Origin of the sequence: Thioalkalivibrio sulfidiphilus HL-EbGr7 (assembly GCF_000021985.1) — a bacterium.
Classification (GTDB): Bacteria; Pseudomonadota; Gammaproteobacteria; order Ectothiorhodospirales; family Ectothiorhodospiraceae; genus Thioalkalivibrio_A; species Thioalkalivibrio_A sulfidiphilus.
Genome location: NC_011901.1, coordinates 1,329,981 through 1,354,374, shown reverse-complemented (window position 1 = coordinate 1,354,374; position 24,394 = coordinate 1,329,981). Strand labels below are relative to the sequence as shown.

Below are 24,394 nucleotides of genomic sequence, written 5' to 3'. Positions count from 1 at the left end.
ACCAGGCAGTGACCCTCGCGCGCCAGACATGGGACATGACTCGGGGCGCGTGTCTCAGGTGTTGTTGTGCAGATCCAGGTGGGCATACTCCCGGGACTTCTTCTGCTTGGCTGAATCGCTGCGCTTCTGGCGCAGGTGGTCGAGGTATTCATTGCCGATGCCGGTGATGTACTCGCCGTTGAATACGGAGCAGTCGAAGCGTTCCAGTTTCGGATTGCCCTTACGCACCGCGGCCACCAGGTCGTCCAGGTCCTGGTAGATGAGCCGGTCGGCGGCGATGGCCTGGCAGACCTCCTCGTCGCTGCGCCCGTGGGCGATCAGCTCCTCGGCGGAAGGCATGTCGATGCCGTAGACATTGGGATAGCGGATCGGCGGCGCGGCGGAAGCGAAGTAGACCTTCTTGGCACCCGCCTCCTTGGCCATCATGACGATCTCACGGGAGGTGGTGCCGCGCACGATGGAATCATCCACCAGCATCACGTTCTTGCCCTTGAACTCGAGCGCGATGGCATTGAGCTTCTGGCGCACCGACTTACGCCGCTGGGTCTGACCCGGCATGATGAAGGTGCGGCCAATGTAGCGGTTCTTGATGAAGCCCTCGCGATACTTCACGTTCATCTCGTGGGCCATCTCGATGGCCACGGTGCGGCCGGTATCGGGGATGGGGATGATCACATCGATGTCGTGGTCCGGCCACTCGCGCAGGATCTTCTGGCCCAGCTTGGTGCCCATGCGCATGCGTGCACGGTGCACGAAGATGTTGTCGATCACCGAGTCCGGACGGGCGAAGTAGACGTACTCGAAGATGCACGGCGAGAACACCGCCGTCTCCTCGGCACACTGGCGGGTATGCAGCCTGGCGTCGTTGTCGATGAACACCGCCTCGCCGGGCTCCAGATCACGCACCAGTTCGAAACCCAGGGTATCCAGGGCGACGCTCTCGGAGGCCACCATGTACTCCTCCCCTTCCGGGGTGCTGCGATGGCCGAAGACCACGGGGCGGATGCCGTGGGGATCGCGGAAGGCCAGGATGCCACGCCCGGCGATCATGGCCACCACCGCGTAGGCACCGCTGCAGCGCCGGTGCACGCCGCTCACCGCCCGGAACAGGTCCTCGGGCTGCAGGCTCAGGCTCTCGCTCTTGAGCAGTTCCTGGGCCAGCACGTTGAGCAGGATCTCGGAATCGGACTCGGTGTTGATGTGGCGCCGGTCCTGGAGGAACAGCTCGCGCTTGAGCGCCTCGGCGTTGGTGAGATTGCCGTTGTGCCCGAGCGCAATGCCGTAGGGGGAGTTCACGTAGAAGGGCTGGGCCTCGGCGGAGGAGGAACTGCCCGCGGTGGGATAGCGCACATGGCCGATGCCCATGTTGCCCAGCAGGTTCTGCATGTGCTGGACGTTGAACACGTCGCGCACCAGGCCGTTGTCCTTGCGCAGGTGCAGGTGCCCGTCCGCGTCGCAGGTGACGATGCCGGCGGCGTCCTGCCCACGGTGCTGCAGGACCAGCAGGCTGTCGTAGAGGGCCTGGTTGACCGGGCTACGACCGACGATACCAACAATGCCGCACATGAGGACTCCCTCGAAAAACGCAAATCGAATGAATGATGTTAGAACAGTTCAGAACACTAGAAGACGAAATGGGCGGCAAGATCCTCGGAGAGGAATCCCCGCAGCCAGATGGCCAGGCGCTCGAAATGGGGCAGCAGCAGGCTGTCACTCCACCAGGGTTCCTGGGGCAGAACAGTCAGTGCCGCCAGCAGCACCAGCACCGCCACCACCAGCAGGCCCCGGGCCATGCCGAAGACCGCGCCCAGGCTGCGGTCGGTGCCCGAAAGACCGGTGCGCTTGACCATCTGCCCGGCCAGCACGTTGATCACGCCGCCCAGGATCAGGGTCAGGATGAACAGCACCGCGAAGGCGATGCCGACCCGCAGGGTGGGATCCTCGAGGCTCGCGGGCAGAAGACCTGACAGGGGACTGGCGTAGCTCAGGGAGACCCAGAAGGCCACCACCCAGGTAGCCAGGGAGATCGCCTCCTTGACGAAGCCCCGGAACAGGCTGATCAGGGCCGACAGGGCGATGATCCCGATGATGACGAAATCGATCCAGATCATGGGGTCTCGGGGACGGCTCGATGAGACAAGAAAGGCTCCGGACGCAGGTCGGTCATGTGAGGCGGCATTCTACCAGTCCGCCATGGCACAGATAAGGGCAGACAGGGGAACCGGGGCGACCGTTCATCGTTCAGGGGTGGGTCACCACGATGCCCTGCAGGGACTGCTCCGTGCCCAGCCGGCTGCGCAGCCTTTCCGCCTCCTCGCGGGTGGAGACCGGCCCCACCTTGACCCGGAAGATCTGCCGGTCACCGGCACGGGCCGGCTCCACCAGCACCTGGAAACCGGCGCGACGCAACCGGTCACGCTCGGCCTCGGCATTGGCCCGCTCACTGAAGCTGCCCACCTGCACCGCCCAGCCACCGGGGCCCGGGTCGCTGGCGGCCGCCGGTGCCCGGGTCGACGCGGGTGGCGGCGTGACCGGGGCAGGGGCCATCGGGGTAATGGACTGAGGTGCCGGCTCGGCGGCGCGTTCGGGCGCCGGTTGCGGTGCGACCTGGGGAACAGTACGGGCCTCGCTGCGCGGGGCGGGGCGGGTCTCCAGGGGCGGGGCGGGCGAGGCCTGTCGTTCCAGGGGCGCGGGCGGCTCGGGGCGGGCGAATTCCGGCTCGGGGGGAATGCCGTCGCGCAGGTTCAACCCGGCCTGTTGACCGGTGCCGTCCAGCAGCATGGGCAGGAAGATCACCGCCAGTGCCAGCAGCACGGCAGCGCCCACCAGGCGTTGTTTGAGTCTTGGATCCAAGGTCGGGCCCAGGGTGGAGACTGTGGCGGATATTATACCCTTCACGGCAGGTTACTGTCGGCCCTGCAGGTGAGTTGTTAGTAGCTAGTAGCTAGTAGCTAGTAGCTGGTGGCTAGTAGCTGGTGGCTAGTGGCTAGTGGCTAGTGGCTAGTGGCTAGTGGCTAGTGGCTAGTGGCTAGTGGCAAGAGTAGGCCATGAGCCAATGCGGCCTTTGCATCGCCTTGCCGCTTGAGACTTGCCACTTCGATGGGCTGTCTGCCGCAGTGAGAGGATCAGTCTCAAATGGGATGGACAACAGGGATCGGAGATGTCCCCATATGCCCACCCAGCAGGCATTCAGGGGTGCACTCGACGGTCGACAACCCCACAAAGGCGTGTCAGGCCACGCGCGCGCCTTCCAGGTCGAGCACCGCCGAGACGGTGTAAAAGGAGCCGAGCACCAGCACCCGATCCCCGGGGCCGGCCGCCGCGCAGGCCTGTCGGTAAGCCTCGGCCACCGTGTCATGACAGCTCACCGCCTCCCCGGCGACTGCCCGCAGATGGGCGCACAGGGACGCCGCATCCATGGCCCGGGGAAGCTCCGGCAGGCCTGCCGAAAACCAGAGGTCCACCTGGGGAGCCAGGTGGCGGATCACCGTCCGCACGTCCTTGTCCGCCATCATGGCGATCACCGCCAGCGTGCGCCCCGGCACGGGATGGCCCGCCAGGGTTCTGGGCCAGCACCTCGGCGCCCTGGGGATTGTGGGCCACGTCCAGGATCACGGCGGGATCGGACCTGAGCCGCTGAAACCGTCCCGGCAGGCTCACCGACGCGAGTCCCCGGCAGATGGCCTCCCTCGGCACGGGACAGCGCGGCGCCAGCAGGGTGACGGCGGTGAGCGCGGTGGCGGCGTTGTTGAACTGGATGGCCCCGGGCAGGGCCGGCGGCGGCAGGTCGTCAAGCACCACGTCGCCGGGGCCTCGCCACTGCCAGTGATCCCCGGACGCGTCCACCGACCAGGAGAATGCCTGACCTGCGGCGTAGAGCTTCGCACCCAGCCTGGCGGCGGTGCCGGCGATGCTTGCAGGTGGCGTCGGGTCACCGCACACCGCCGGGCGTTGCGCGCGGAAGATGCCCGCCTTCTCGGCGCCGATGCTCTCCCGGTCCGGGCCCAGCCACTGTTCGTGATCGATGCCCACCGAGGTCACGACCGAGACGTCCGGATCGACGATGTTCACCGCGTCCAGGCGCCCGCCCAGGCCCACCTCCAGGACCAGGATATCCGCGCCCGCCTCCCGGAACAGCCACAGGGCGGCCAGGGTGCCAAACTCGAAATAGCTCAGGGTGTCCTCGCCCCGGGCGGCATCCACGGCTGCGAACGCCCGGCACAGGCTAGCGTCATCGGCGAGGCTGCCATGGATGCGGATGCGTTCGTTGTAGCGCAGCAGATGGGGCGAGGTGTAGGCGCACACCCGGTAACCGGCGGCCCGGTAGATGGCCTCCAGCATGGCCACGGTGGAGCCCTTGCCGTTGGTGCCGGCTACGGTGATCACGGGGCAGGCGGGGGTCAGCAGGTCAAGCCGGGCAGCCACCCGGGCGACCCGCTCAAGGCCCAGATCGATGGCCCTGGGATGCAGGGTCTCCTGCCAGGCCAGCCACTGGTCGAGGGTGTCGAAACGCATGGGTCAGTGTACGGGATGCGGGCCCCAGGCCCGCCCCGGGATCAGAGGCTGGGGGCGGGGCGGCGGGTCATCATGGCCATCAGCGAGGCGAGCCGCTGGCGCATCTGTCGCCGATCGATGATCAGGTCGACGGCACCCTTCTCCACCAGGAACTCGGCGCGCTGGAAACCCTCGGGCAGGGTCTCGCGTACGGTCTGCTGAATCACCCGGGGACCGGCGAAGCCGATCAGCGCGCCGGGCTCGGCCACGTTGATGTCCCCGAGCATGGCGAGGCTGGCGGACACGCCGCCCATGGTGGGATCGGTCATCACCGAGATGAACGGCACGCCCTTGGCGCGCAGGCGTCCCAGGGCCGCGCTGGTCTTGGCCATCTGCATGAGGGAGAACAGGGCCTCCTGCATGCGCGCGCCACCACTGGCGGAGAAGCACACCAGCGGGATGCCTTCCCGGGCGGCGGTGTCCACGGCGCGCACGAAGCGCTCGCCCACCACGGAGCCCATGGAGCCGCCCATGAAGGAGAAATCGAAGGCGGCAGCGACCACCGGCACGCCATACACGCGCCCCTGCATCACCACCAGGGCATCCTTCTCGCCGGTGGCCTTCTGGGCGGCTGTGAGCCGGTCACGGTATTTCTTGCTGTCGCGGAACTTGAGCACGTCCACCGGCTCCACGCCGGCGGCGATCTCCTCGCGGCCATCCTCGTCCAGGAAACTGTCCAGGCGGCGCCGGGCGCCCATGCGCATGTGATGACTGCACTTGGGGCAGACATCCTCGTGGCGCTCCACCTCGGGACGGTAGAGGGTGGCACCGCAGCCGTCGCAACGCATCCAGAGACCCTCGGGCACGGCGCGCTTGGTGGTGGCGTCAGTGCGGATCCGTGATGGGACGAGTTTTTCAAACCAGCTCATAGGGTCGATTCGAAATTCAAGATTTAAGATTCAAAATTCAAAGGACAGACTTTTTCAGATTCAAGGTCCGGGATCGCGAAGGGGGTTTCCCCTTTGAATCTTGAACTTTGAATCTTGAATTCGCCTTTTCAATCCATGGCCTTGCGCATCTCGGCGAGCAGCTCACTCACCACGCGGCGCCCGGCCTCGGGGTCCTGCTCGTGCTCGGCAATGCGATTGACCAGGGCGCTGCCCACCACCACGGCGTCGGCGACCCGGGAGACCCGGGCGGCGGAGTCCGCATCGCGGATACCGAAACCCACGCCCAGCGGCAGGTCCGTATGCGCCCGGATGGCGGCAAGCTTCTCGGCCACCGCGTCCACGTCCAGGGTGGCGGCCCCGGTCACGCCTTTCAGGGACACATAGTACACAAAGCCCGAGGCGGCGTCGCAGATGCGCTTGATGCGCGCCTCGTGGCTGGTGGGGGCCAGCAGGAAGATGGGGTCAACGCCATGGCTGCGCAGCACCTGCACCAGGTCGTGGCTCTCCTCGGGGGGCAGGTCCACGGTGAGTAGTCCGTCCACGCCGGCGCTGGCGGCGGCGATGGCGAAGGCCTCATAGCCCATGATCTCCACCGGATTGAGGTAACCCATGAGCACCACCGGTGTCTCGGCGTCCTGCTCCCGGAAGGTCTTCACCATGCCGATCACCTGGCGCAGGCTCACGTGATGGCGCAGGGCCCGCTCGCAGGCCTGCTGGATCACCGGGCCGTCGGCCATGGGATCGGAGAACGGCACGCCCAGCTCGATGATGTCAGCACCGGCCGCCACCATGGCGTGCATCAGCGGTACGGTGTTGTCCGGGTTGGGATCACCGGCGGTGACGTAGGGGATCAGGGCCTTGCGGCCGGCGGCCCGCAGGGCCTCGAAACGTCGGGCGATGCGGCTCACAGTTCGATTCCCTCCAGGCGCGCCACGGTGTTGATGTCCTTGTCACCGCGACCGGAGAGATTGACGATGATGATCTTGTCCTTGTCGAGGGTCGGTGCGAGCTTCATCACGTAGGCAATGGCGTGGCTGGACTCCAGCGCCGGGATGATACCCTCGGTGCGTGTCAGGTGATGGAACGCGGCCATGGCCTCGTCGTCGGTGACCGAGACGTAGCGGGCACGCCCGGTGTCCTTGAGCCAGGCATGCTCGGGGCCGACGCCGGGATAGTCGAGACCCGCGGAGATGGAATGGGTCTCGATGATCTGGCCGTCGGCGTCTTCCATCAGGTAGGTGCGGTTGCCGTGCAGCACGCCGGGCTTGCCGGCGCACAGGGGCGCGGAGTGCCGGCCCGTCTCGATGCCGTCACCCGCCGCCTCCACGCCGTAGAGCGCCACGCTCTCGTCACCCAGGAAGGGGTGGAACAGACCGATGGCATTGGAACCGCCGCCCACGCAGGCCACCAGGGCATCGGGCAGGCGCCCGGTGCGCTTGAGGCACTGTTCCCGGGCCTCGCGGCCGATCACCGACTGGAAGTCCCGCACCATGGCCGGATAGGGATGGGGGCCGGCCACGGTACCGATGATGTAGAAGGTGTTGTCCACGTTGGTGACCCAGTCGCGCATCGCCTCGTTCAAGGCGTCCTTGAGCGTGCGCGAGCCGGAGGTCACCGGCACCACCGTGGCGCCCAGCAGGCGCATGCGGTAGACGTTGGGGGCCTGGCGCTGGATGTCCTCGGCGCCCATGTACACCACGCACTCCAGGCCCAGGCGCGCCGCCACCGTGGCGCTGGCCACGCCGTGCTGGCCGGCACCGGTCTCGGCGATGATGCGGGTCTTGCCCATGCGCTTGGCCAGCAGGGCCTGGCCGATGGTGTTGTTCACCTTGTGGGCGCCGGTGTGGTTCAGATCCTCGCGCTTGAGGTAGATCTGCGCGCCACCCAGCTCCCGGCTCATGCGCTCGGCGTGGTACAGAGGGCTCGGGCGCCCCACGTAGTCGGCCAGGTCCGCGTCCAGTTCCGCCAGGAACTCGGGATCCTTCACGTAACGGTCATAGGCCTCGCGCAGTTCCTCCAGGGGCTCCATCAGGGTCTCGGAGACGAACTGCCCGCCGTAGGGGCCGAAGTGGCCGTGGGCGTCCGGGTAGGCACTCCAGTCGAGCGCGGTGTTCTTTTCAGCCGTTGCAGTCAACGCGTTTCACCTCATTCACAAAGGCCTGCATGCGCGCGGGATCCTTGATCCCCGGCCGCGCCTCCACGCCGCTACTCACATCCACGGCCCAGGGGCGCACACGGCGCACCGCCTCGGCCACGTTATCCGGGTTGAGCCCGCCGGCCAGCACCAGGCAATGGCGCAGGTCACGGGGGATCCGATCCCAGTCGAAGGTCTGTCCCGTGCCGCCCGTCTTGCCATTGCCGTGGCTGTCCAGCAGGAAGCCCGCCGCATGCGGGTAGGTGTCCATGTAGGCCACGGGGTTGAGCCCCGCCGCCATGGGCACGGCCTTGAGATACGGCCTGCCGAAACTGGCGCAGTCGGCGGGGCATTCGTCGCCGTGGAACTGCAGCAGGTCCAGGGGCACCACGTCCAGGACGGCCGCCACCGTCTCCGGCGCCGCGTCCACGAACAGCCCCACCCGGCTCACGAACGGCGGCAGCGCCAGGGCCATCTGCCGGGCCGCCTCGGGCGTCACCGCCCGTGGGCTCCTGGCATAGAACACGAAACCCAGGGCATCGGCGCCCGCCTCGCAGGCCGCCAGAGCATCCTCCATGCGGGTGATGCCGCAGATTTTGACCCGGGTACGGGGTGTTGCCATGGGTGCTTGTCAGGGGGCTTCCAGGGAACGGGTACACTATCAGAAATCAGGGGGTTGTACTAAGCACCGGGGTAGCAGTGTGGTGATTTTGGAGCATTGTCCATTGGCTTTGCGTGGTTTCAAGACAAGCTGGAACGTGAGTGGGTTCTGGGGTTATGTGACTAACGAAAGTCAAAGGCTTCCGATCCCCGTTGCACGGGGATCGGGTTACTTTTGTTCGGCGCGTCCATGCGCCTCACCCCTTCGGGGCTTGCGCGCAAGATCGCTCCCGGCGATCTTGTCTTGCTTGTCCAAGAAAAGTAACCAAAAGAAGGACACCCCGATGCCGCACCCGCTATTCGCGGGTGCCCTGCGTTGCTCGGCTTCGAGGGGGTCGCCTGACAGGCCTTTCTGTCTACGCAATCCTGCTTCGACAGAAAGTCCAGGGCGCACATCCATGTGCGCCCGCTCGGCGGGGCGGCAGTTCTTCCGCCTGATCCGCCTCGCCCCTGGCCTGGCAGGCGACGCGCCGCGTCCCTGCGGCGCCCCTTCGGGCTTTTTCCCTCGAAGCCTGCGCTACTCGGTGCGGCATAAGGGGGGCAGGCAGGTCAAAACCGCTTCGATCTGCTTTGGGTTTTCCTGGTAGGAGCCCCGACCCCGGGGCGAATGGTGGGAAATTCGCCCCGGGGTCGGGGCTCCTACAAAAAGACACAACCCCACCGAAGGTAAAAGGGTTGCTGCCTTTGACGTTCCCCCCCGTTTTTCTCGCCGAGCACGGGGGTGTTCCGGGGTAAAAGCCCGCCAGGGCCGCCGCAAGGATGCGGCGCGTCGGCTGCCAGGCCACGGACGGCCTGTCAGCCGACCTCCCCGGAACACCCCCGCGCGCAGGGAACCCCGCAGGGGCGAGAAAGTCGGGTGTCCTTTCTTTGGTTACTTTCTTTGGACAAGCAAAGAAAGTAACCCGAGCCGGCTGCAAGCCGGATCGGAAGCCTTTGACTTTAAACAAACCCAACCAAACCCAACATTCAAACAGCCAGCCCCCACGTACCCACCCTCAGAACTCCGGCAACAACGGTTCCAACACAATCCCACTCTGCGGTTCATACTCCACATGCACCAGGTACAGCCCATGGGGTGGCGCCGTCACACCGCCCAGGGTGCGGTCCCGGGCGTGCAGCACCTCCGAGACCCATTCCACCGGCCGCTCCCCCTCCCCCACGGCCATCAGCACACCGGCGATGTTGCGCACCATGTGATGCAGAAAGGCGTTGGCGTGCACGTCCAGGTAGATGAAATCGCCACGGCGGGTGACCGACAGGGACAAGAGGGTGCGCACCGGGCTCTTGGCCTGGCAGCCTACCGCGCGGAAGCTGGTGAAATCCCATTCCCCCAGCAGGCGCTGCCCGGCCGCGTGCATGCGCTCGGCATCCAGGGGGGGATGATGCCAGCTCACCTTGCGATGCAGCACACCGGGGCGCACCCAGCGATTGAGGATCACGTAACGGTATCGGCGGCTGCGCGCCGAGAAGCGCGCGCTGAAGTCCGCATCGACCTCTTTTGCCCAGAGCAGGCTGATCTCCGGCGGCAGATGGGTGTTGCCGCCCAGCACCCAGGAGCGGGCCGTGCGCACGGACTCGGTGTCGAAGTGGATCACCTGTGCCGTGGCATGGACGCCCGCATCGGTACGCCCGGCGCACACCACACTCACCGGATGATTTGCCACCCGGGACAGGGCCTGTTCGACGCAGGCCTGCACGGCACGCCCCTGCAACTGGGTCTGCCAGCCGCAGAACCCGGAACCGTCGTATTCCACACCGAGGGCAATGCGCATCATCTCAGACCCTAAGGATTTCCCACAGCAGCAACACCAGCAGCGGCGTGAACATGAGCACCAGCACGCCCCAATCACGGATGCCCGGAGGCCTTCCCGGCTCGATCTCAATGGGTTCGCAGGGCGCCGATTCGGCCCGCTCGATCACCCGCTCGAATAGGCTGCGGGCACGGGAGGGCCAATCCTTCGACCCCTGCGATTCTCCCGCCTGGCGCGCCTCGGCCACCATGGGCTGAACCTGGGGCACGGTCTCCAGCACCAGGGTCAGGCGCACCGCGAAGCGTTCCCGGGGAAAACCCAGCCACGCCAGCGGGCGGGTCAGCCACAGCAGCCCGGCGATCAGTTCCTGCCTGGAACTGCGCTCCAGGAGCCAGACCACGGCGCCAACCACCAAGGCAAGGACCAGTACCCGCCCGGCCCCGGTCATCATGCCCTCGGCCGTGGGGGAAAGCGCGCCCAGCAAGGGCAGCAGTTCCCGCCCCGGTGTGAACCAGCCGAACATCAGCACGATGGACAGGTAGAACCAGCGCAGGCGGCGGTTCATACCCAGGAAACGAGCCAAGCCCGCCCGGCCGGTACCCGCCAGCAGCAATGCAATGCCGAAAGCGCCGACCAGGGCGACCAGCCATCCGCCATGGGCGACCAGAGGGATGAACAGCATGACGGCCAGTATGCGAAGACTTGGGTGCATGGGTCTGGAATCAGTCCTGCGAGATCAGCCCCGCAATGGCATCGACGTCAAAAAGCAAAACGGGTGCGGCCCGTTCCCGGACCGCACCCGTTATAAGGTTTACCCGACTCAGGACAGCTGGTCGAGCAGCCCCTGGGCCTCCTGTTTCTGGCTGGCGTTGCCTTCGGTCAGGACTTCCTCGAGAGTGCTGCGCGCCCCTTCGGAATCACCCATGTCGATGTAGGCACGGGCCAGATCCAGCTTGGTGCTGACCTCGTCTCCGGAGGGCAGCGCCTGCTCCTCCTCGTCGGTGACCAGGAGATCATCGCCTTCCGCACCCTCGCCGAGGAAATCGATCTCGGAGAAATCCTCCTCCATGATCTGGGTGTCGTCTTCGGCGGTATCGATGCCCACGGGGCGTTCCGCCGCCGCGGTCTCGCCTTCCAGGTCGAAGGAGGCCGCGAGTTCCTCATCGAGGCCGGCACTGAGATCCTCGTCCAGGGAACCGATCTCCAGGCTCTCCTCAAGCTCCGCGGACACGTCCAGCGGCTTGGACGCCACGGGCTCTTCCACCTGGGTTTCCGCCGTGGTGTCGAGCAGTTCCGTATCCAGGCCCTCTCCTCCCAGGTCCAGGTCGCCCAGATCGAATTCCAGGGCCTCATCGGCTGAGGCCTTGGGCTTCTCGTCCACGTCCAGATCCAGCTCCACCTCGCCGGCGGCTTCCATCTCCGGCGTCTCAGCCGGCTCGGCAGCCGGTTCCTCGCCCAGGTCCAGGTCTTCCAGGGAACCCTCCAGGTCCTGCACGCCCAGGTCCAGATCCACCTCGGGGGCGCCGGCATCACCGCCGAAATCCATGGCGGCTGCACCGGAGAACAGTGCATTGGCCGGGTTCAGATCCTGCCCCATGGACTGCACGCGTTCCCACAGCTGGCTCGGACGGCCTGCCAGGGTATCGTGCATGGCCTGGGCGTTGGCCTCGAAGGCCTCCACGTTACGGTTGGCGTAATGAGTCTCCGCCAGCTTGAAGCGGTAATCCACGCGATCGGGGTGTTCCTGCACGGCCTTATTGAGCAGATCCTCGGCCTGGGAATACAGGCCGTAGGCCAGGTAGACATCCACCTCGGCGATGGTGTCGTCGTTGATGATCTCCTCGCTCTCGACACCAGCGGCAGGGGCCTCGGTCTCTTCGGTCCCGGCGGCTGCCATTTCTTCGGCTTCGCTCAGTTCGGCTTCCTGACCTTCCGCCTCACCGCGATCGGCCGCGATGGCGGCAGCACCGGCCAGGGCACCGCCGGCGGCAGCCGCCGCGAGGGCGCCCTCGCCACCGGACAGGGCGGGTTCGGTCCGGCCGCCGGCCGGTGAGGCCATGCCGGAGGCGGCGGCCGCACGTTTGCCCTTGCCGAGACGCTTGATCATCAGCCAGATGAGCAGCAGCACCAGCAGCAGCACCAGACCCGCGATCATCATCAGGTTGGGGCTGGCCATGATCTCGTCGACCAGGCTCGCAGGACGGGGCTGGACGGGCGCTGCGGGGGCCGGGGCCGGCGCGGGGGCCGCGGCCACCTCCGGTTCCGGGGCAGCCTCGACGGCCGGCGCCTCGGCGGTCTCGGCCATGCGCTCGACCTCGCTGAGGGTCACGGCTTCGCCAGGCACAACGGGTTCGGCTTCTACCGCAGGCTCCACAGGCGCGGGGGCCGGTTCAGTCTCGGCCACGACCGGCGGCTCCTCGGGCGCAACCACTGCGGGCGCCTCGGCCACTTCAGCGGGCTCTGCGGGTTCGCGACCTTCGAGCTCATCCAGGCGGGCCTGCAGCTCGGCCATCTGGGCGTTATTCAGTTCCAGCAGCCGCTCGCTACGCGACAGCAGGGATTCCAGTTCAGCCACCCTGGAACGCAGTTCCTCGGCCTCGCGGCCACGGGTCTCGGCGGTTTCCCGGGCCAGCGCCAGTTCACGCGCGACCTCGGCACGGGCCTCGTCGGTGTCGCGGGCGGCCAGTATCTCAAGCCGTGCATCCTGCTCGGCCGGTGCCGGCGCGGCCTCGGCACGGGGCGCAACGGCGGTCTCGGTGCCCGGCTGGGCGGGAAGCTGGGGCTGGGGTGCCGCGGCGACCCGGGTGCGGTATTCCTGCCACAGGGCGTTCTGTCGGGCCACTTCAGTGCGGGCTTCGGCCTGATTCAGGCGGTTGATCTCCGCCATGTCCGGCACGCGCAGCACACGGCCGCTCTGCAGGTTGTTGATGTTGTTGTCGGTGAAGGCCTCGGGATTGGCGCGCAGCAGGGCCAGCATCATCTGCTCGACGCTGACGCTGGCATCGGGACGCAGATCCCGGGCCACGTTCCAGAGCATGTCGCCGCGCTGCACGCGGTAGGTATCGAGGGTGGCACGGGGCGCCGGGGCAGCAGGACGGGGAGCGGCAGGCGCAGGGGTCGGCCGGGCTTCGCGCGGGGCCTCGGTGACCGGTGCCCGGGGGGCGGGCTCGGCGCGCTGCTCGAACAGCACCGGCGGGTCCAGCAGCAGGGTGTATTCCCGCACCAGGCGGCCGGCGGGCCAGGTGGCCTCCACCAGGAAGTTCACGAAGGGTTCGCGCACCGGGTTGCTGGTGGTGACGCGAATCACGTGACGGCCGTCCGGCAGGGTCGTCGGGGCGAAACGCAGTTCGGTGATGATGGCGGAACGTTCGATGCCCAGGCGGCGGTAGAGCGCCTCCGGGGCAACGCGGACCTGCAGATCCTGCATCTCGCCGGGGCGCACCGAGACCAGTTCGATCTCCGCGTTGAGCGGCTGATTGAGGGCCGAATTGACTTCGATCTCCCCAAGACCCAGCGCCTGTGACAGTCCCGGTACCAGTAACAGCGCCCAGAGGGCCATGCCCATCGCCAGTCTACGCACAGATTGTTCCCCTTCGCATTTTGGTGTTCTGCCAGGCTGCCCGCTCCGCGGAAAGCCTCCCCCTGATTACCTGGCGCTGCCGCCTTGGCGATCGGCGCTCGTGAAGTCAAGTCTAACTATACGGCGTAACTATAGGCTACAGATAGTCTTTTATCAAAATTTCCGCGATCTGGATACTGTTGAGCGCCGCCCCCTTGCGGACGTTGTCCGAGACCACCCACAGATCCAGTCCGCGGGGGTGCGAGATATCCTCGCGGATTCGCCCCACGTAGACCGGGTCGTGGTTGGCCGCCTCGGTCACCGCCGTGGGATAGCCACCGTCCCTGCGCTCGTCAATCACCACCACCCCCGGAGCCTTGCTGAGCAGTTCCCGGGCCGCCTCGGCGGTGATCTTTTCACGGGTCTCGATGTGCACGGCCTCGGAATGACCGAAGAACACCGGCACACGCACCGCGGTGGGATTCACCTGGATGCTGTCGTCGCCCATGATCTTGCGGGTCTCCCAGACCATCTTCATCTCTTCCTTGGTGTAGCCGTTGTCCATGAAGACGTCGATGTGGGGCAGGACGTTGAAGGCGATCTGCTTCGGGTACACCTTGCTCTCCACCGGCTTGGCATTGAGCAGGTTGGCGGTCTGGCCCGCCAGTTCCTCGATGGCCTCCTTGCCGGTGCCGGAGACCGCCTGGTAGGTGGCCACGTTGATGCGCTCGATGCCCACGGCGTCATGGATCGGCTTGAGCGCCACCAGCATCTGGATGGTGGAGCAGTTGGGATTGGCGATGATGCCCCGGTTGGTGTAGCCGGCCACCGCGTGGGGATTGACCTCGGGCACGACCAGCGGGATGTCCGCGTCGTAGCGGAACTGGGACGTGTTGTCGATCACCACGCAGCCGGCGGCGGCCGCCTTGGGGGCGTACTCCTTGGAGACGGACGCGCCCGGGGAGAACAGGCCGATCTGCACCTTGGAGAAGTCGAACTTGGCGAGATCCTGCACCACAAGGTACCGGTCACCGAACTTCACCCGGCTGCCGGCGGAACGCTCGCTGGCCACCGCATAGACCTCGCCCAGGGGCAGATCGCGCTCGGCCAGGATGGACAACATGGTCTCGCCCACGGCCCCCGTGGCACCCACCACCGCTACATCGAACTTCTTGCTCATATGCGTTCTCTCTGAATACGTCTGACCGTCAAATTCCGTCAATCCTGAACAATCCCGGGCATCCTGTCCATGGTCGCAGTCCCAGGTGCCCCTGCCTACCCAGGTTCATGACTGCCGCGGACATGGGCGTGGCGGCCACAGGCCGCCTTAAATTTTCCGCCCATGGTCACATGACACAGGGCGGGCCGTGCCCGCCATTCCCCAATCGCTCAGCGGCGCGGCGGCCATGGGCAGCCCTATGCCTTCAAGGCCTTGACCACCGCATCACCCATCTGGGCGGTGCCCACCTTCTGGCAGCCCTCGGTCCAGATGTCCGGGGTACGCAGACCCTGGTCAAGGACCTTGCTCACGGCGGCGTCCACGAGGTCGGCGAGCGTCGGCTCGTTGAGGGTGTAGCGCAGCATCATGCTCACGGACAGGATCGTGGCCAGGGGATTGGCCACGCCCTGCCCGGCGATGTCCGGGGCGGAGCCGTGGATGGGCTCGTACATGCCCTTACCGGCGGCATCCAGGGAGGCCGAGGGCAGCATGCCGATGGAGCCGGTGAGCATCGCGGCGGCATCGGAGAGGATGTCGCCGAACATGTTCTCGGTGACGATCACGTCGAACTGCTTGGGCGCGCGCACCAGCTGCATGGCGGCGTTGTCCACGTACATATGGGACAGCTCCACCCTGGGGAAGTCCCTGGCCACCTGCTCCACCACCTCGCGCCACAGCTGGGAGACCTCCAGCACGTTGGCCTTGTCCACGGAGCACAGGCGCTTGCCGCGCTTCATGGCGATCTCGAAACCGCTGCGGGCGATGCGCTCGATCTCGTACTCGTCGTAGCGAATGGTGTTGAAGCCCTCGCGGGTGCCGTCGTCCCGGGTGTGGATGCCGCGGGGCTTGCCGAAATAGGCGCCGCCAGTCAGCTCGCGCAGGATCATGATATCCAGCCCGCCCACGATCTCGGGCTTGAGCGCCGAGGCGGAGGCCAGCTGGGGATACAGAATCGCCGGGCGCAGGTTGGCGAACAGGGCCAGCTCGGACCGCAGACCCAGCAGACCCCGTTCCGGACGCAGTTCCCAGTCCAGGGTGTCATACCGGGGCCCGCCCACGGCGCCCAGCAGGATGGCGTCGGCCTCCTTGGCGAGATGCAGGGTTTCATCGGGAAGCGGCTTGCCGGCGGCATCGTAACCGGCACCGCCCACCGGGGCCTCTTCCAGTTCCACGTTCAAACCGTGGTCCTGGCGCAGGGCATTCAGAAGCTTGCTGGCCTCGGCCACGATCTCGGGGCCAATGCCGTCACCGGGCAGCACCAGGATCTTCTTGGTCATGTTCAGGTTCCTTGGTTATCTACTTGAAAAGGCGAATGGACAGGATGAACAGGATTATTTCAGGATTCAAAGGATCCGAAAGGATTGGACAGGATTAACATGATTTACAGGATTTAAAGCACTAGAAATCGTGTCAATCATGTTAATCCTGTCGGATCTTCTTCTCTTTGAGTTGTTATCCTGTCAAATCCTTTTGTTCAGATAGTCATCCTGTCAATCCTGTCCATTCTGTTGAATCAACGAAACAGCCAGGGCGCCTCGGCGCGGCGGCGTTGTTCGTAGGCGCGGATCTCGTCGGCATGCTGAAGCGTCAGGCCGATGTCGTCCAGGCCGTTCAGCAGGCAGTACTTGTGGAACTCGCCCACCTCGAAGGGGAACGCCTCGCCCGAGGGGGTGGTCACGGTCTGCTCGGCCAGATCCACCTTGAGGCGATAGCCCTCGGTGGCTTCCACCTCCTGGAACAGGCGGTCCACGACGGCCTCGTCCAGGACGATGGGCAGCAGGCCGTTCTTGAAGCTGTTGCCGAAGAAGATGTCGGCGAAGCTCGGCGCGATCACCACCCGGATGCCGTAGTCGGTGAGCGCCCAGACGGCGTGCTCGCGGGAAGAGCCGCAACCGAAGTTCTTGCGCGCCAGCAGGATCTCGGCGCCCTGGTAGCGGGGGGCGTTGAGCACGAAGTCCGGGTTGGGCTTGCGTGCGCTGTGATCCATGCCCGGCTCGCCCGGCTCCAGGTAGCGCCAGTCATCGAACAGGTTCGGGCCGAAACCGGTGCGCTTGACCGACTTCAGGTACTGCTTGGGGATGATGGCGTCGGTGTCCACGTTGGAGCGGTCCAGGGGCAGGACCAGCCCGTCGACGGTGGTCAAAGGCTTCATGTCAGATCCTCCTCAGGACTGCGCCAGCTGGCGCACGTCCGTGAAATGGCCGGTCACCGCGGCAGCGGCAGCCATGGCCGGGCTCACCAAGTGGGTGCGTCCGCCCTGCCCCTGCCGGCCCTCGAAGTTGCGGTTGGAGGTGGAGGCGCAGCGCTCCCCCGGCTCCAGGCGGTCGGCGTTCATGGCCAGGCACATGGAACAGCCCGGCTCGCGCCACTCAAAGCCCGCCTCCAGGAACACCTGGTCCAGACCCTCTTGCTCGGCCTGCTGCTTCACCAGCCCGGAACCCGGCACCACCATGGCAAGCTTCACGTTGCCCGCCACCTTGCGGCCGCGCACCACGGCGGCGGCGGCGCGCAGGTCCTCGATGCGGGAGTTGGTGCAGGAACCGATGAACACCTTGTCGATGGCGATCTGCTCGATGGGCGTGTTGGCTGCAAGCCCCATGTACTCGAGCGCCCGCTTCATGCCCGAAGCCTTCACCGGGTCCGTGGCCTCTGCGGGATCCGGCACGCGGCCGGTCACCGGCACCACCATCTCCGGCGAGGTGCCCCAGCTCACCTGGGGGGCAATGGCCGTGGCGTCGAGGCGCACCACCCGATCGAACCGGGCATCGGCGTCACTGTTCAGTTCGCGCCAGGCGGCCACGGCGCTTTCCCACTGTTCACCCGTGGGCGCATAGGTCCGGCCCTTCACGTACTCGATGGTGGTCTCGTCCACCGCCACCATGCCCGCGCGGGCACCGGCCTCGATGGCCATGTTGCACACGGTCATGCGGCCTTCCATGGACAGATCACGGATGGCCTCGCCGCCGAACTCGATGGCGTAGCCGGTGCCGCCGGCGGTGCCGATCTCGCCGATGATGGCCAGCACGATGTCCTTGGCGGTGACGCCTGGGCCCACCCGGCCGTCCACGGACACCAGCATGTTCTTCATCTTCTTCTGCAGCAGGCACTGGGTGGCCAGCACGTGCTCCACCTCGGAGGTGCCGATGCCGAAGGCCAGCGCCCCGAAGGCGCCGTGGGTGGAGGTGTGGGAATCACCGCACACCACGGTCATGCCCGGCAGGGTCGCGCCCTGCTCGGGACCGATCACGTGCACGATGCCCTGGCGCACGTCGTTCATGGGGAAGAAGGTGATGCCGAACTCGTGCACGTTGGCGTCCAGGGTCTCCACCTGGATGCGCGAGACCGGGTCGCTGATGCCCTGGTCCCGGTGGGTGGTGGGCACGTTGTGATCGGGCACCGCCAGCACCGTGTCCGTGCGCCAGGGCTTGCGCCCGGCCAGGCGCAGGCCCTCGAAGGCCTGGGGCGAGGTCACCTCGTGGACCAGGTGCCGGTCGATATACAGCAGCGCCGTGCCGTCGGGCTCGGTGCGCACCACGTGGGCGTCCCACAACTTGTCGTACAGGGTCTTGCCGGTCATGGACGGATGCCTCCGCTATTTCGCGATGGGGAAAAGCATAGGCGGGGGCATGAAATAACACAAATTCATGTTTTTCATGTGCTAAATTCCATTTAGGAATAAATGGAGGATTGCCGTGGACCTGGACAACCTGAACACCTTCCTGGCCGTGGCCGAGACGCGCTCCTTCTCCCTGGCCGCCGAACGACTGCACCTGACCCAGCCCGCGGTGAGCAAGCGGGTCGCGGCCCTGGAAGGCGACCTGGGGCAGCGCCTGTTCGACCGCATCGGACGGCAGGTGAGTCTCACCGAGGCAGGCCGGGTACTGCTGCCCCAGGCCCGGCGCATCCTGGCAGACCTGGACGACGCCCGGCGCACCCTGGAGAACCTGAGCCACCAGGTGGCGGGTCCCCTGTGGCTGGCCACCTCCCACCACGTGGGCCTGCACCGGCTGCCCCCGATCCTCAAGACCTTCACCCGCCACTGGCCGGACGTGGATCTGCACATCCGCTTCATGGAATCCGAGGAGGCCTGCCGGGCCGTGGCCCATGGCGACGTGGACCTGGCGGTGGTCACCCTGCCTGTCGAACCCGAGGCGCACCTGGAGATCCGCACCGTCTGGGCGGACCCCCTGGTGCCGGTGGTGGCCTCGGACCATCCCCTGGTCGTGCAGGCACGGCCGGACCTCAATGCCCACGACGCCATCCTGCCCCCCGCCGGCACCTTCACCCGCGGGCTCATCGACACGGCCCTGGCGGAGCATGGCATCCGCCCCCGCCACATCCTGGAGACACCATATCTCGAGACCATCCGCATGCTGGTCTCCATCGGCCTGGGCTGGAGCCTGCTGCCGGAGACCCTGCTGGACGCATCCATCCAGGCCCTGCCCCTGCCCGGCCTCAGACCCGTGCGACGGCTGGGCAGCGTCGTGCACCACGAACGAACCCTGTCCAACGCCGCCGGCGCGATGCTGGCCATGCTGCCCGGGCCGGGCTGACCGGACCGCTCAAGCCGAGGCGGACAGTCGACTCTGCCTGGCACCCAGCCAGGCCACCATGAAGCCGAGTGCCGCCAGGCCGGAGGCCATGATGTAGACCCAGTGGGGCCCGATCCCGTCCCAGACGTAGCCGCTCGCAAGACTGCCCAAGGCCCCGCCGAGGCCGAAGCTCAGCGATGAGTACAGGGCCTGGCCCCTGCCCTGCAGTCGGCCGGGGAAGAACTCGTGGATGAGCGAGATGGCGGCGGCGTGGTAGAGACCATAGCTCGCGGCGTGCATCACCTGGGTAAGCAGCATCACCGGCAGCAGTTGCGGCAGGCTCGCCAGCAGCCACCAGCGCACGGCGGTCACCCCGATGGCCACCATGAGCAGGGGCCAGGCGCCGAAGCGCGGCAGCCAGCGGTGCATCATCAGGAACACCCCCACCTCCGCCAGCACCCCCAGGGCCCAGAGCTGGCCGGCCATGGTGCGGGAGTAGCCGTTGTCTTCGAGGTAGATGGTGAAGAACGCGTAGTAGGGGCCATGGCTCGCCTGCATCAGGAAACAGGCGAGGATCAGCGCCAGCACCTCGGGGCGCCGGAGGGTGGCAAGCAGGGAGCTGGTGCTGCGCGCCTGAACCCCGGGCGGACCGTCAGAGACGACCAGCGTGGTCAGCCACATGGCGGCCAACAACACCAGCACGATCCAGGGCAGCACCGAGACCTCCACCCGTTCGAACAGGGGCCCCAGCAGGGCCACGGAGGCGATGAAGCCGATGGAGCCCCACAGGCGGATGCGGGCGTAGCGGTTGGTGCGGCTGCCCAGGCGGTTCATGGTAAGCGCCTCGAACTGGGGCAGCGCGGCGTTCCAGAAGAAACTGAACAGGGCCATCATGACCGCCATCCACCAGTAGCCGCTGTAGAGCGTCACCCCGGAGAAACACACCAGCGCCAGCAGCGCCGCCACGCGGATCACCCAGGTGCGCCGCCCGGTGGTGTCCGCCAGCCAGCCCCAGACATTGGGGGCGATGATCTTGGTGGCCATGATGATGGCCATGAGTTCGCCGATCTGCGCCGGGTTGAAGCCCTGGTCGCGCAGGTACAGACCCCAGTACGGCACGAAGGCGCCGATGCTGGCGAAGTAGAAGAAATAGAAACCGGAGAGTTTCCAGTAGGGGGTCGTGGGCATTCCTGATGTCTTTCAAAAGCGAACCGCGAAGGGCGCCAAGGGAAGCGCGAAGGGCGCGAGGGGATATTTTCAGATCACCGTCGCGCGCGAGTTCACCACGCGTCGAATGCCCTGCTTCATGTGCTGCACATTGAAATTGAGAAGGTAGCCGAGTGCAAACTGTCCGAGGCGCAGATAACTCAACAATTGGGCGAGGTGGAGATCGTTCAAGCGATCCACAGACTTGACCTCCACAACGACCATTTCCTCGATGAGCAGGTCCATACGGTAGGCATTCTCGATTTGATGACCATCATAGACGAAGGGAATTACCCGCTGTCGTTCAACACTGAGGCCTCTTTTCTGCAACTCCAGAGCGAGGCATGTCTCGTATGCCCCTTCGAGCAACCCAGGGCCGAGCCGGGTGTGAACGCGCATCGAGGCGTCGATGACCTGATGCCCGACCAGTTCCAGTTTTCCTTCACGTCCTTCGCGCATCCCTTCGCGCCCTTCGCGGTCAGCTGTTCAAGGTGTTGATCCCGGAATATCCGGCATGTCGGTCTGCACGTCGCCGCACTGGGCCCGGTGGCGCAGGGCGTGGTCCATGAGCACCATGGCCAGCGCCGCCTCGGCGATGGGGGTGGCGCGGATGCCCACGCAGGGGTCGTGGCGGCCGGTGGTGATCACCTCCACGGGCTCGCCGTGCACGTTCACGGAGCGGCCCGGGATGCGGATGCTGGAGGTGGGCTTGAGCGCGATGGACACGCGGATGTCCTGGCCGCTGGAGATGCCGCCCAGGGTCCCGCCGGCATGGTTGGAGAGAAAGCCCTCGGGGGACATCTCGTCCCGGTGCTCGGTGCCCTTCTGGGCGACACACGCAAATCCGTCGCCGATCTCCACGCCCTTGACCGCGTTGATGGCCATCATGGCGTGGGCGATGTCGGCGTCCAGGCGGTCGAAGATGGGCTCGCCCCAGCCGGGCGGCACGCCGGTGGCCACCACGTTGACCCGGGCGCCCACGGAATCCCCTTCCTTGCGCAGGGCGTCCATGTAGGCCTCCAGCTCCGCCACCTTGTCCGGGTCCGGGCAGAAGAAGGGATTGGTCTCGACCACGTCCCAGTCCTTGTGCTCGAGGGCGATGGGGCCCAGCTGGGCGAGATAGCCGCGGATCTCCACGCCATAGCGCTCGCGCAGGTATTTCTTGGCGATGGCGCCGGCGGCCACCCGCATGGCAGTCTCGCGCGCAGAGCTGCGCCCGCCGCCACGATAGTCCCGCAGGCCGTATTTCTTGAAATAGGTGTAGTCGGCGTGCCCGGGGCGGAAGCGGTCGGCGATGTTGCCGTAGTCCTTGGAGCGCTGGTCCACGTTCTCGATGATGAGCGCGATGGGCGTGCCGGTGGTGACCCCCTCGAACACGCCAGAGAGGATGCGCACCTCGTCGGTCTCCCGGCGCTGGGTGGTGTGCCGGGACTTGCCGGGACGACGGCGTTCCAGATCGTTCTGCAGATCCGCCTCCGTGAGCGCCATGCCCGGGGGACAGCCGTCCACGATGCAGCCGATGGCAGGGCCATGGCTCTCGCCGAAGCTGGTGACGGTGAAGAGTTTTCCGAAGCTGTTTCCTGACATGGCGCGCATTGTAGCAGAGGGCGCGGGGTGTGGGCGGGTGATTCGGCGTGCCACGGGACGGTAAACTGGACTCATGAGATACACCACGCGCACCGCTCTCATCAGCATGCTCCTCTGGGTCGTCCTGGGAGGCACCGCCGGTGCCCTGGCCGCCGATGCGGACCTGCCCATCTTCGATACCCACCTGCACTACAGCGGCCCGGACGTGGGCGGCGCGGCGGGGCTCTGGACGCCCGAGGAGATCCTGGCCAAGCTCGACCGCAACCACGTGTCCCGGGCGCTGTTCTCCAGCCGGCCCAACGAGGCCACCCAGCGCCTGTACGAGGCGGCGCCGGAGCGCATCGTGCCCTTCCTCATGCCCTACCGCAGCCGGGAGGACCGCCACGTCTACCACTCGGACCCGGACCTGATCCCCTGGCTGGAGCAGTGGCTGGAGTGGGGCCACTGGCGGGGCATCGGCGAATTCCACCTGTTCTCGGAGCACGCCGGCACGGAGGTGATCCGCGACATGGCCCGGCTGGCCGAGGCGCGCGGCCTGATTTTGCAACTGCACGGCGACCATGGCGTCGTGGAGCGCCTGTTCGAGCACGCCCCCGGGGTGACCCTCCTCTGGGCCCACGCGGGCACCGTGCCGGTGCCGTTTTTCATCAGCCTGTACCTGGAACGCTTCGAGAACCTGTACGTGGACCTGTCCATGCGCAACGAGCGCATCGCCCCGGACGGGGTCCTTGATCCGGAATGGGCCGCGCTGTTCGAGCGCTTCCCGGACCGCTTCATGGTGGGCATGGACACCTTCAGCCCCAACCGCTGGCGCCAGTTCGATGCACTGGTGGCCGAGACCCGCCACTGGCTGACCCAGCTGCCCCCGGAACTGGCCGAGGCCCTGGCCTGGCGCAACGCCGAACGCCTGCTGGAGACGCCTGTGCGGTAGACTCGCGCAATCATTCAGGGGAATTCTGTGGCCTTTCCGGCGTCATAAACCCAGCCTATTTCTGAACACACCGATGAAGACATGAAAAAGACGGGATCTCTCCTGCTGCTCTGCCTGTGCCTGATCGCCCCCCTGGCTGCGGGCGCCATGACCCTCGACCTGAAGGATGGCACCGAACTGCCCGTGGCCCGCTACGAGGCCGAGGGCGAGCGCCTGCTCATCTGGCTGCCCTCGGAGCACGGCGTGCTCGCCGGCCATCACCAGCAGGCGGAATTCCTGCAGGCCCGAGGTGTCGAGGTCTGGCTGCCGGATCCCTTCAGCGCCTACTTCCTGCCCAACACCCCCAGCAGCCTGGACCAGATCCCCGACGCCCTGATCGCCTGGCTGATCGACGCGGCCCGGGAGGAAACCGGCAAGCAGGTGTTCGTGTTCGGCAACGACCGGGCCGCTCCCTGGGTGCTGAGCGGCCTGCGGGAATGGCAGCTTCAGGAACCCGATCGTGACGGCCTGGGCGGCGTGGTACTCATGAGCCCCTACCTGCACACGGGCATTCCCGAGGATGACCGCCCGGCGCAATTCCAGCCCATCACCCGGGGCACCAACCTGCCCGTGTACCTGATTCAGCCGGTGCTCTCGCCCCAGTATCCCCTGCTCAAGGCCATGGCCGAGCGGCTGGCGGAAGGCGGCAGTCAGGTCTACGTGCGCACCCTGCCGCGCGTGCGGGACCGGTTCTTCTTCCGTCCCAACACCCTGGAGGCGGAGGACGCATTCAAGCCCCAGTTCGCGGCGGAGCTGGACACCGCCCTGCGCCTGCTGAACGGCCTGGAATCTCGGCGCGCCGCCGTGGATCTGCCCGGCGAGGCACGCACCGCCACCCCAACCCGCCAGGACCGGCGCCTGGAACCCTGGCGCGGCAACCCGGAGCCACCACCCCTGGTCCTGCCCGACCTGGACGGCAAGACCCATGACCTGGCCGATTACGAGGGCACGGTCGTGCTCATCAATTTCTGGGCCAGCTGGTGTCCGCCCTGCGTGCACGAGATGCCCTCCATGCAGCGCCTTGAAGAGAGCTTCGAGGGGCGGCCCTTCACCATCCTGGCGGTGAACCTGGGCGAGGACGAGGCCACCGTGCTGCCCTTCCTGGAACGCATCAACGTGGACTTCACCATCCTCATGGATCCGGCCGGTCAGGCCCTGCGCAACTGGAACGTACTCGCCTATCCCACCAGCTACGTGATCGACCGGCAGGGCCGCATCAGCCATGCCCTGTTCGGCGCCATCGAATGGATGGACCCGGAGGTGATCGCGGTGTTCGAGGATCTGATGGCGCGGGCAAGCAGGGGGCAGTGAGTTCCCATGAAGGTCAAAAGC

The 24,394-nt window shown here is 66.5% G+C and carries 21 protein-coding genes and 1 pseudogene; 3 read left to right on the top strand and 19 right to left on the bottom strand.

Features of this window, described 5'->3' with window-relative positions:
• Positions 1-54: 54 nt before the first annotated feature.
• From purF to leuC, 16 genes and pseudogenes are all read right to left on the bottom strand, one after another.
• A complete protein-coding gene (gene purF / locus TGR7_RS06300; RefSeq protein WP_012637828.1) occupies positions 55-1,566 on the bottom strand; it encodes an amidophosphoribosyltransferase in 1,512 nt (503 codons plus the stop codon).
• A gap of 56 nt (positions 1,567-1,622) precedes the next feature.
• Positions 1,623-2,111 carry a CvpA family protein gene (locus tag TGR7_RS06295; protein WP_012637827.1) on the bottom strand — a complete coding sequence of 163 codons (489 nt, stop codon included), beginning with the start codon at positions 2,109-2,111 and terminating at the stop codon, positions 1,623-1,625.
• Between the two features lie 130 nt (positions 2,112-2,241).
• A complete protein-coding gene (locus tag TGR7_RS17885; protein WP_281054574.1) occupies positions 2,242-2,853 on the bottom strand; it encodes an SPOR domain-containing protein in 612 nt (203 codons plus the stop codon).
• A gap of 377 nt (positions 2,854-3,230) precedes the next feature.
• Positions 3,231-3,512, bottom strand: a complete 282-nt coding sequence (locus TGR7_RS18015; RefSeq protein WP_425358074.1) for a glutamate ligase domain-containing protein — start codon at positions 3,510-3,512, stop codon at positions 3,231-3,233.
• Between the two features lie 112 nt (positions 3,513-3,624).
• Positions 3,625-4,515, bottom strand: a pseudogene (folC, locus tag TGR7_RS06285) (bifunctional tetrahydrofolate synthase/dihydrofolate synthase); the annotation flags it as partial.
• 41 nt (positions 4,516-4,556) lie between these two features.
• Complete coding sequence (gene accD / locus TGR7_RS06280) at positions 4,557-5,423, bottom strand: acetyl-CoA carboxylase, carboxyltransferase subunit beta (RefSeq protein ID WP_012637824.1); 867 nt, start codon at positions 5,421-5,423, stop codon at positions 4,557-4,559.
• Between the two features lie 128 nt (positions 5,424-5,551).
• Positions 5,552-6,352, bottom strand: coding sequence for a tryptophan synthase subunit alpha (gene trpA, locus TGR7_RS06275; protein WP_012637823.1), 801 nt, complete (start codon positions 6,350-6,352; stop codon positions 5,552-5,554).
• Positions 6,349-7,578, bottom strand: a complete 1,230-nt coding sequence (gene trpB, locus TGR7_RS06270; RefSeq protein WP_012637822.1) for a tryptophan synthase subunit beta — start codon at positions 7,576-7,578, stop codon at positions 6,349-6,351. Before trpB ends, trpA begins: the two co-directional genes overlap by 4 nt.
• Complete coding sequence (locus tag TGR7_RS06265) at positions 7,562-8,200, bottom strand: phosphoribosylanthranilate isomerase (protein ID WP_012637821.1); 639 nt, start codon at positions 8,198-8,200, stop codon at positions 7,562-7,564. Before TGR7_RS06265 ends, trpB begins: the two co-directional genes overlap by 17 nt.
• Positions 8,201-9,233: 1,033 nt before the next feature.
• A complete protein-coding gene (gene truA, locus TGR7_RS06260) occupies positions 9,234-10,010 on the bottom strand; it encodes a tRNA pseudouridine(38-40) synthase TruA (protein WP_222702418.1) in 777 nt (258 codons plus the stop codon).
• 4 nt (positions 10,011-10,014) lie between these two features.
• Positions 10,015-10,671, bottom strand: a complete 657-nt coding sequence (locus TGR7_RS06255) for a hypothetical protein (protein WP_148211472.1) — start codon at positions 10,669-10,671, stop codon at positions 10,015-10,017.
• Positions 10,672-10,809: 138 nt separating this feature from the next.
• Positions 10,810-13,569, bottom strand: coding sequence for a motility hub landmark protein FimV (locus tag TGR7_RS06250; protein ID WP_245523035.1), 2,760 nt, complete (start codon positions 13,567-13,569; stop codon positions 10,810-10,812).
• Between the two features lie 136 nt (positions 13,570-13,705).
• Positions 13,706-14,728 (bottom strand): aspartate-semialdehyde dehydrogenase, encoded by a 1,023-nt coding sequence (locus TGR7_RS06245; protein WP_012637817.1) that lies wholly within the window; start codon positions 14,726-14,728, stop codon positions 13,706-13,708.
• A 236-nt stretch (positions 14,729-14,964) separates the two neighbouring features.
• A complete protein-coding gene (gene leuB, locus TGR7_RS06240) occupies positions 14,965-16,044 on the bottom strand; it encodes a 3-isopropylmalate dehydrogenase (RefSeq protein WP_012637816.1) in 1,080 nt (359 codons plus the stop codon).
• 236 nt (positions 16,045-16,280) lie between these two features.
• The gene (gene leuD, locus TGR7_RS06235; protein ID WP_012637815.1) at positions 16,281-16,919 is read right to left on the bottom strand and encodes a 3-isopropylmalate dehydratase small subunit; all 639 of its coding nucleotides are present in this window, start codon (positions 16,917-16,919) and stop codon (positions 16,281-16,283) included.
• 12 nt (positions 16,920-16,931) lie between these two features.
• Positions 16,932-18,344, bottom strand: a complete 1,413-nt coding sequence (leuC, locus tag TGR7_RS06230; protein ID WP_012637814.1) for a 3-isopropylmalate dehydratase large subunit — start codon at positions 18,342-18,344, stop codon at positions 16,932-16,934.
• A 115-nt stretch (positions 18,345-18,459) separates the two neighbouring features.
• On the opposite strand from leuC, the gene TGR7_RS06225 reads away from it, so the two are divergent.
• The gene (locus TGR7_RS06225) at positions 18,460-19,320 is read left to right on the top strand and encodes a LysR family transcriptional regulator (RefSeq protein WP_012637813.1); all 861 of its coding nucleotides are present in this window, start codon (positions 18,460-18,462) and stop codon (positions 19,318-19,320) included.
• A 9-nt stretch (positions 19,321-19,329) separates the two neighbouring features.
• Here the strand turns inward: TGR7_RS06225 and TGR7_RS06220 are convergent, their stop codons facing one another.
• From TGR7_RS06220 to aroC, 3 genes are all read right to left on the bottom strand, one after another.
• Positions 19,330-20,487 (bottom strand): MFS transporter, encoded by a 1,158-nt coding sequence (locus TGR7_RS06220; protein ID WP_012637812.1) that lies wholly within the window; start codon positions 20,485-20,487, stop codon positions 19,330-19,332.
• A gap of 69 nt (positions 20,488-20,556) precedes the next feature.
• On the bottom strand, positions 20,557-20,964 hold the full coding sequence (locus TGR7_RS06215) for a GxxExxY protein (protein WP_012637811.1): 408 nt from the start codon (positions 20,962-20,964) through the stop codon (positions 20,557-20,559).
• A gap of 27 nt (positions 20,965-20,991) precedes the next feature.
• A complete protein-coding gene (gene aroC, locus TGR7_RS06210) occupies positions 20,992-22,092 on the bottom strand; it encodes a chorismate synthase (protein ID WP_012637810.1) in 1,101 nt (366 codons plus the stop codon).
• Positions 22,093-22,165: 73 nt separating this feature from the next.
• Between aroC and TGR7_RS06205 the strand changes: the two genes are divergently transcribed.
• Both TGR7_RS06205 and TGR7_RS06200 read left to right on the top strand, forming a co-directional pair.
• On the top strand, positions 22,166-23,023 hold the full coding sequence (locus TGR7_RS06205) for an amidohydrolase family protein (RefSeq protein WP_041441123.1): 858 nt from the start codon (positions 22,166-22,168) through the stop codon (positions 23,021-23,023).
• An 81-nt stretch (positions 23,024-23,104) separates the two neighbouring features.
• A complete protein-coding gene (locus tag TGR7_RS06200) occupies positions 23,105-24,373 on the top strand; it encodes a TlpA disulfide reductase family protein (protein ID WP_012637808.1) in 1,269 nt (422 codons plus the stop codon).
• The last annotated feature ends 21 nt before the right edge of the window (positions 24,374-24,394 follow it).

Excerpts from the sequence above, each read along its gene's own strand:
- TGR7_RS06200 (WP_012637808.1), top strand. The coding sequence starts at position 23,105 with ATGAAAAAGACGGGATCTCTCCTGCTGCTCTGCCTGTGCCTGATCGCC.
- leuD (WP_012637815.1), bottom strand. The coding sequence starts at position 16,919 with ATGAAGCCTTTGACCACCGTCGACGGGCTGGTCCTGCCCCTGGACCGC.
- TGR7_RS06220 (WP_012637812.1), bottom strand. The coding sequence starts at position 20,487 with ATGCCCACGACCCCCTACTGGAAACTCTCCGGTTTCTATTTCTTCTAC.
- TGR7_RS06205 (WP_041441123.1), top strand. The coding sequence starts at position 22,166 with ATGAGATACACCACGCGCACCGCTCTCATCAGCATGCTCCTCTGGGTC.
- accD (WP_012637824.1), bottom strand. The coding sequence starts at position 5,423 with ATGAGCTGGTTTGAAAAACTCGTCCCATCACGGATCCGCACTGACGCC.
- TGR7_RS18015 (WP_425358074.1), bottom strand. The coding sequence starts at position 3,512 with ATGGCGGACAAGGACGTGCGGACGGTGATCCGCCACCTGGCTCCCCAG.
- TGR7_RS06255 (WP_148211472.1), bottom strand. The coding sequence starts at position 10,671 with ATGCTGTTCATCCCTCTGGTCGCCCATGGCGGATGGCTGGTCGCCCTG.
- TGR7_RS06295 (WP_012637827.1), bottom strand. The coding sequence starts at position 2,111 with ATGATCTGGATCGATTTCGTCATCATCGGGATCATCGCCCTGTCGGCC.
- TGR7_RS06265 (WP_012637821.1), bottom strand. The coding sequence starts at position 8,200 with ATGGCAACACCCCGTACCCGGGTCAAAATCTGCGGCATCACCCGCATG.
- leuC (WP_012637814.1), bottom strand. The coding sequence starts at position 18,344 with ATGACCGGCAAGACCCTGTACGACAAGTTGTGGGACGCCCACGTGGTG.
- truA (WP_222702418.1), bottom strand. The coding sequence starts at position 10,010 with ATGCGCATTGCCCTCGGTGTGGAATACGACGGTTCCGGGTTCTGCGGC.
- purF (WP_012637828.1), bottom strand. The coding sequence starts at position 1,566 with ATGTGCGGCATTGTTGGTATCGTCGGTCGTAGCCCGGTCAACCAGGCC.
- aroC (WP_012637810.1), bottom strand. The coding sequence starts at position 22,092 with ATGTCAGGAAACAGCTTCGGAAAACTCTTCACCGTCACCAGCTTCGGC.
- leuB (WP_012637816.1), bottom strand. The coding sequence starts at position 16,044 with ATGACCAAGAAGATCCTGGTGCTGCCCGGTGACGGCATTGGCCCCGAG.
- TGR7_RS06245 (WP_012637817.1), bottom strand. The coding sequence starts at position 14,728 with ATGAGCAAGAAGTTCGATGTAGCGGTGGTGGGTGCCACGGGGGCCGTG.
- TGR7_RS06215 (WP_012637811.1), bottom strand. The coding sequence starts at position 20,964 with ATGCGCGAAGGACGTGAAGGAAAACTGGAACTGGTCGGGCATCAGGTC.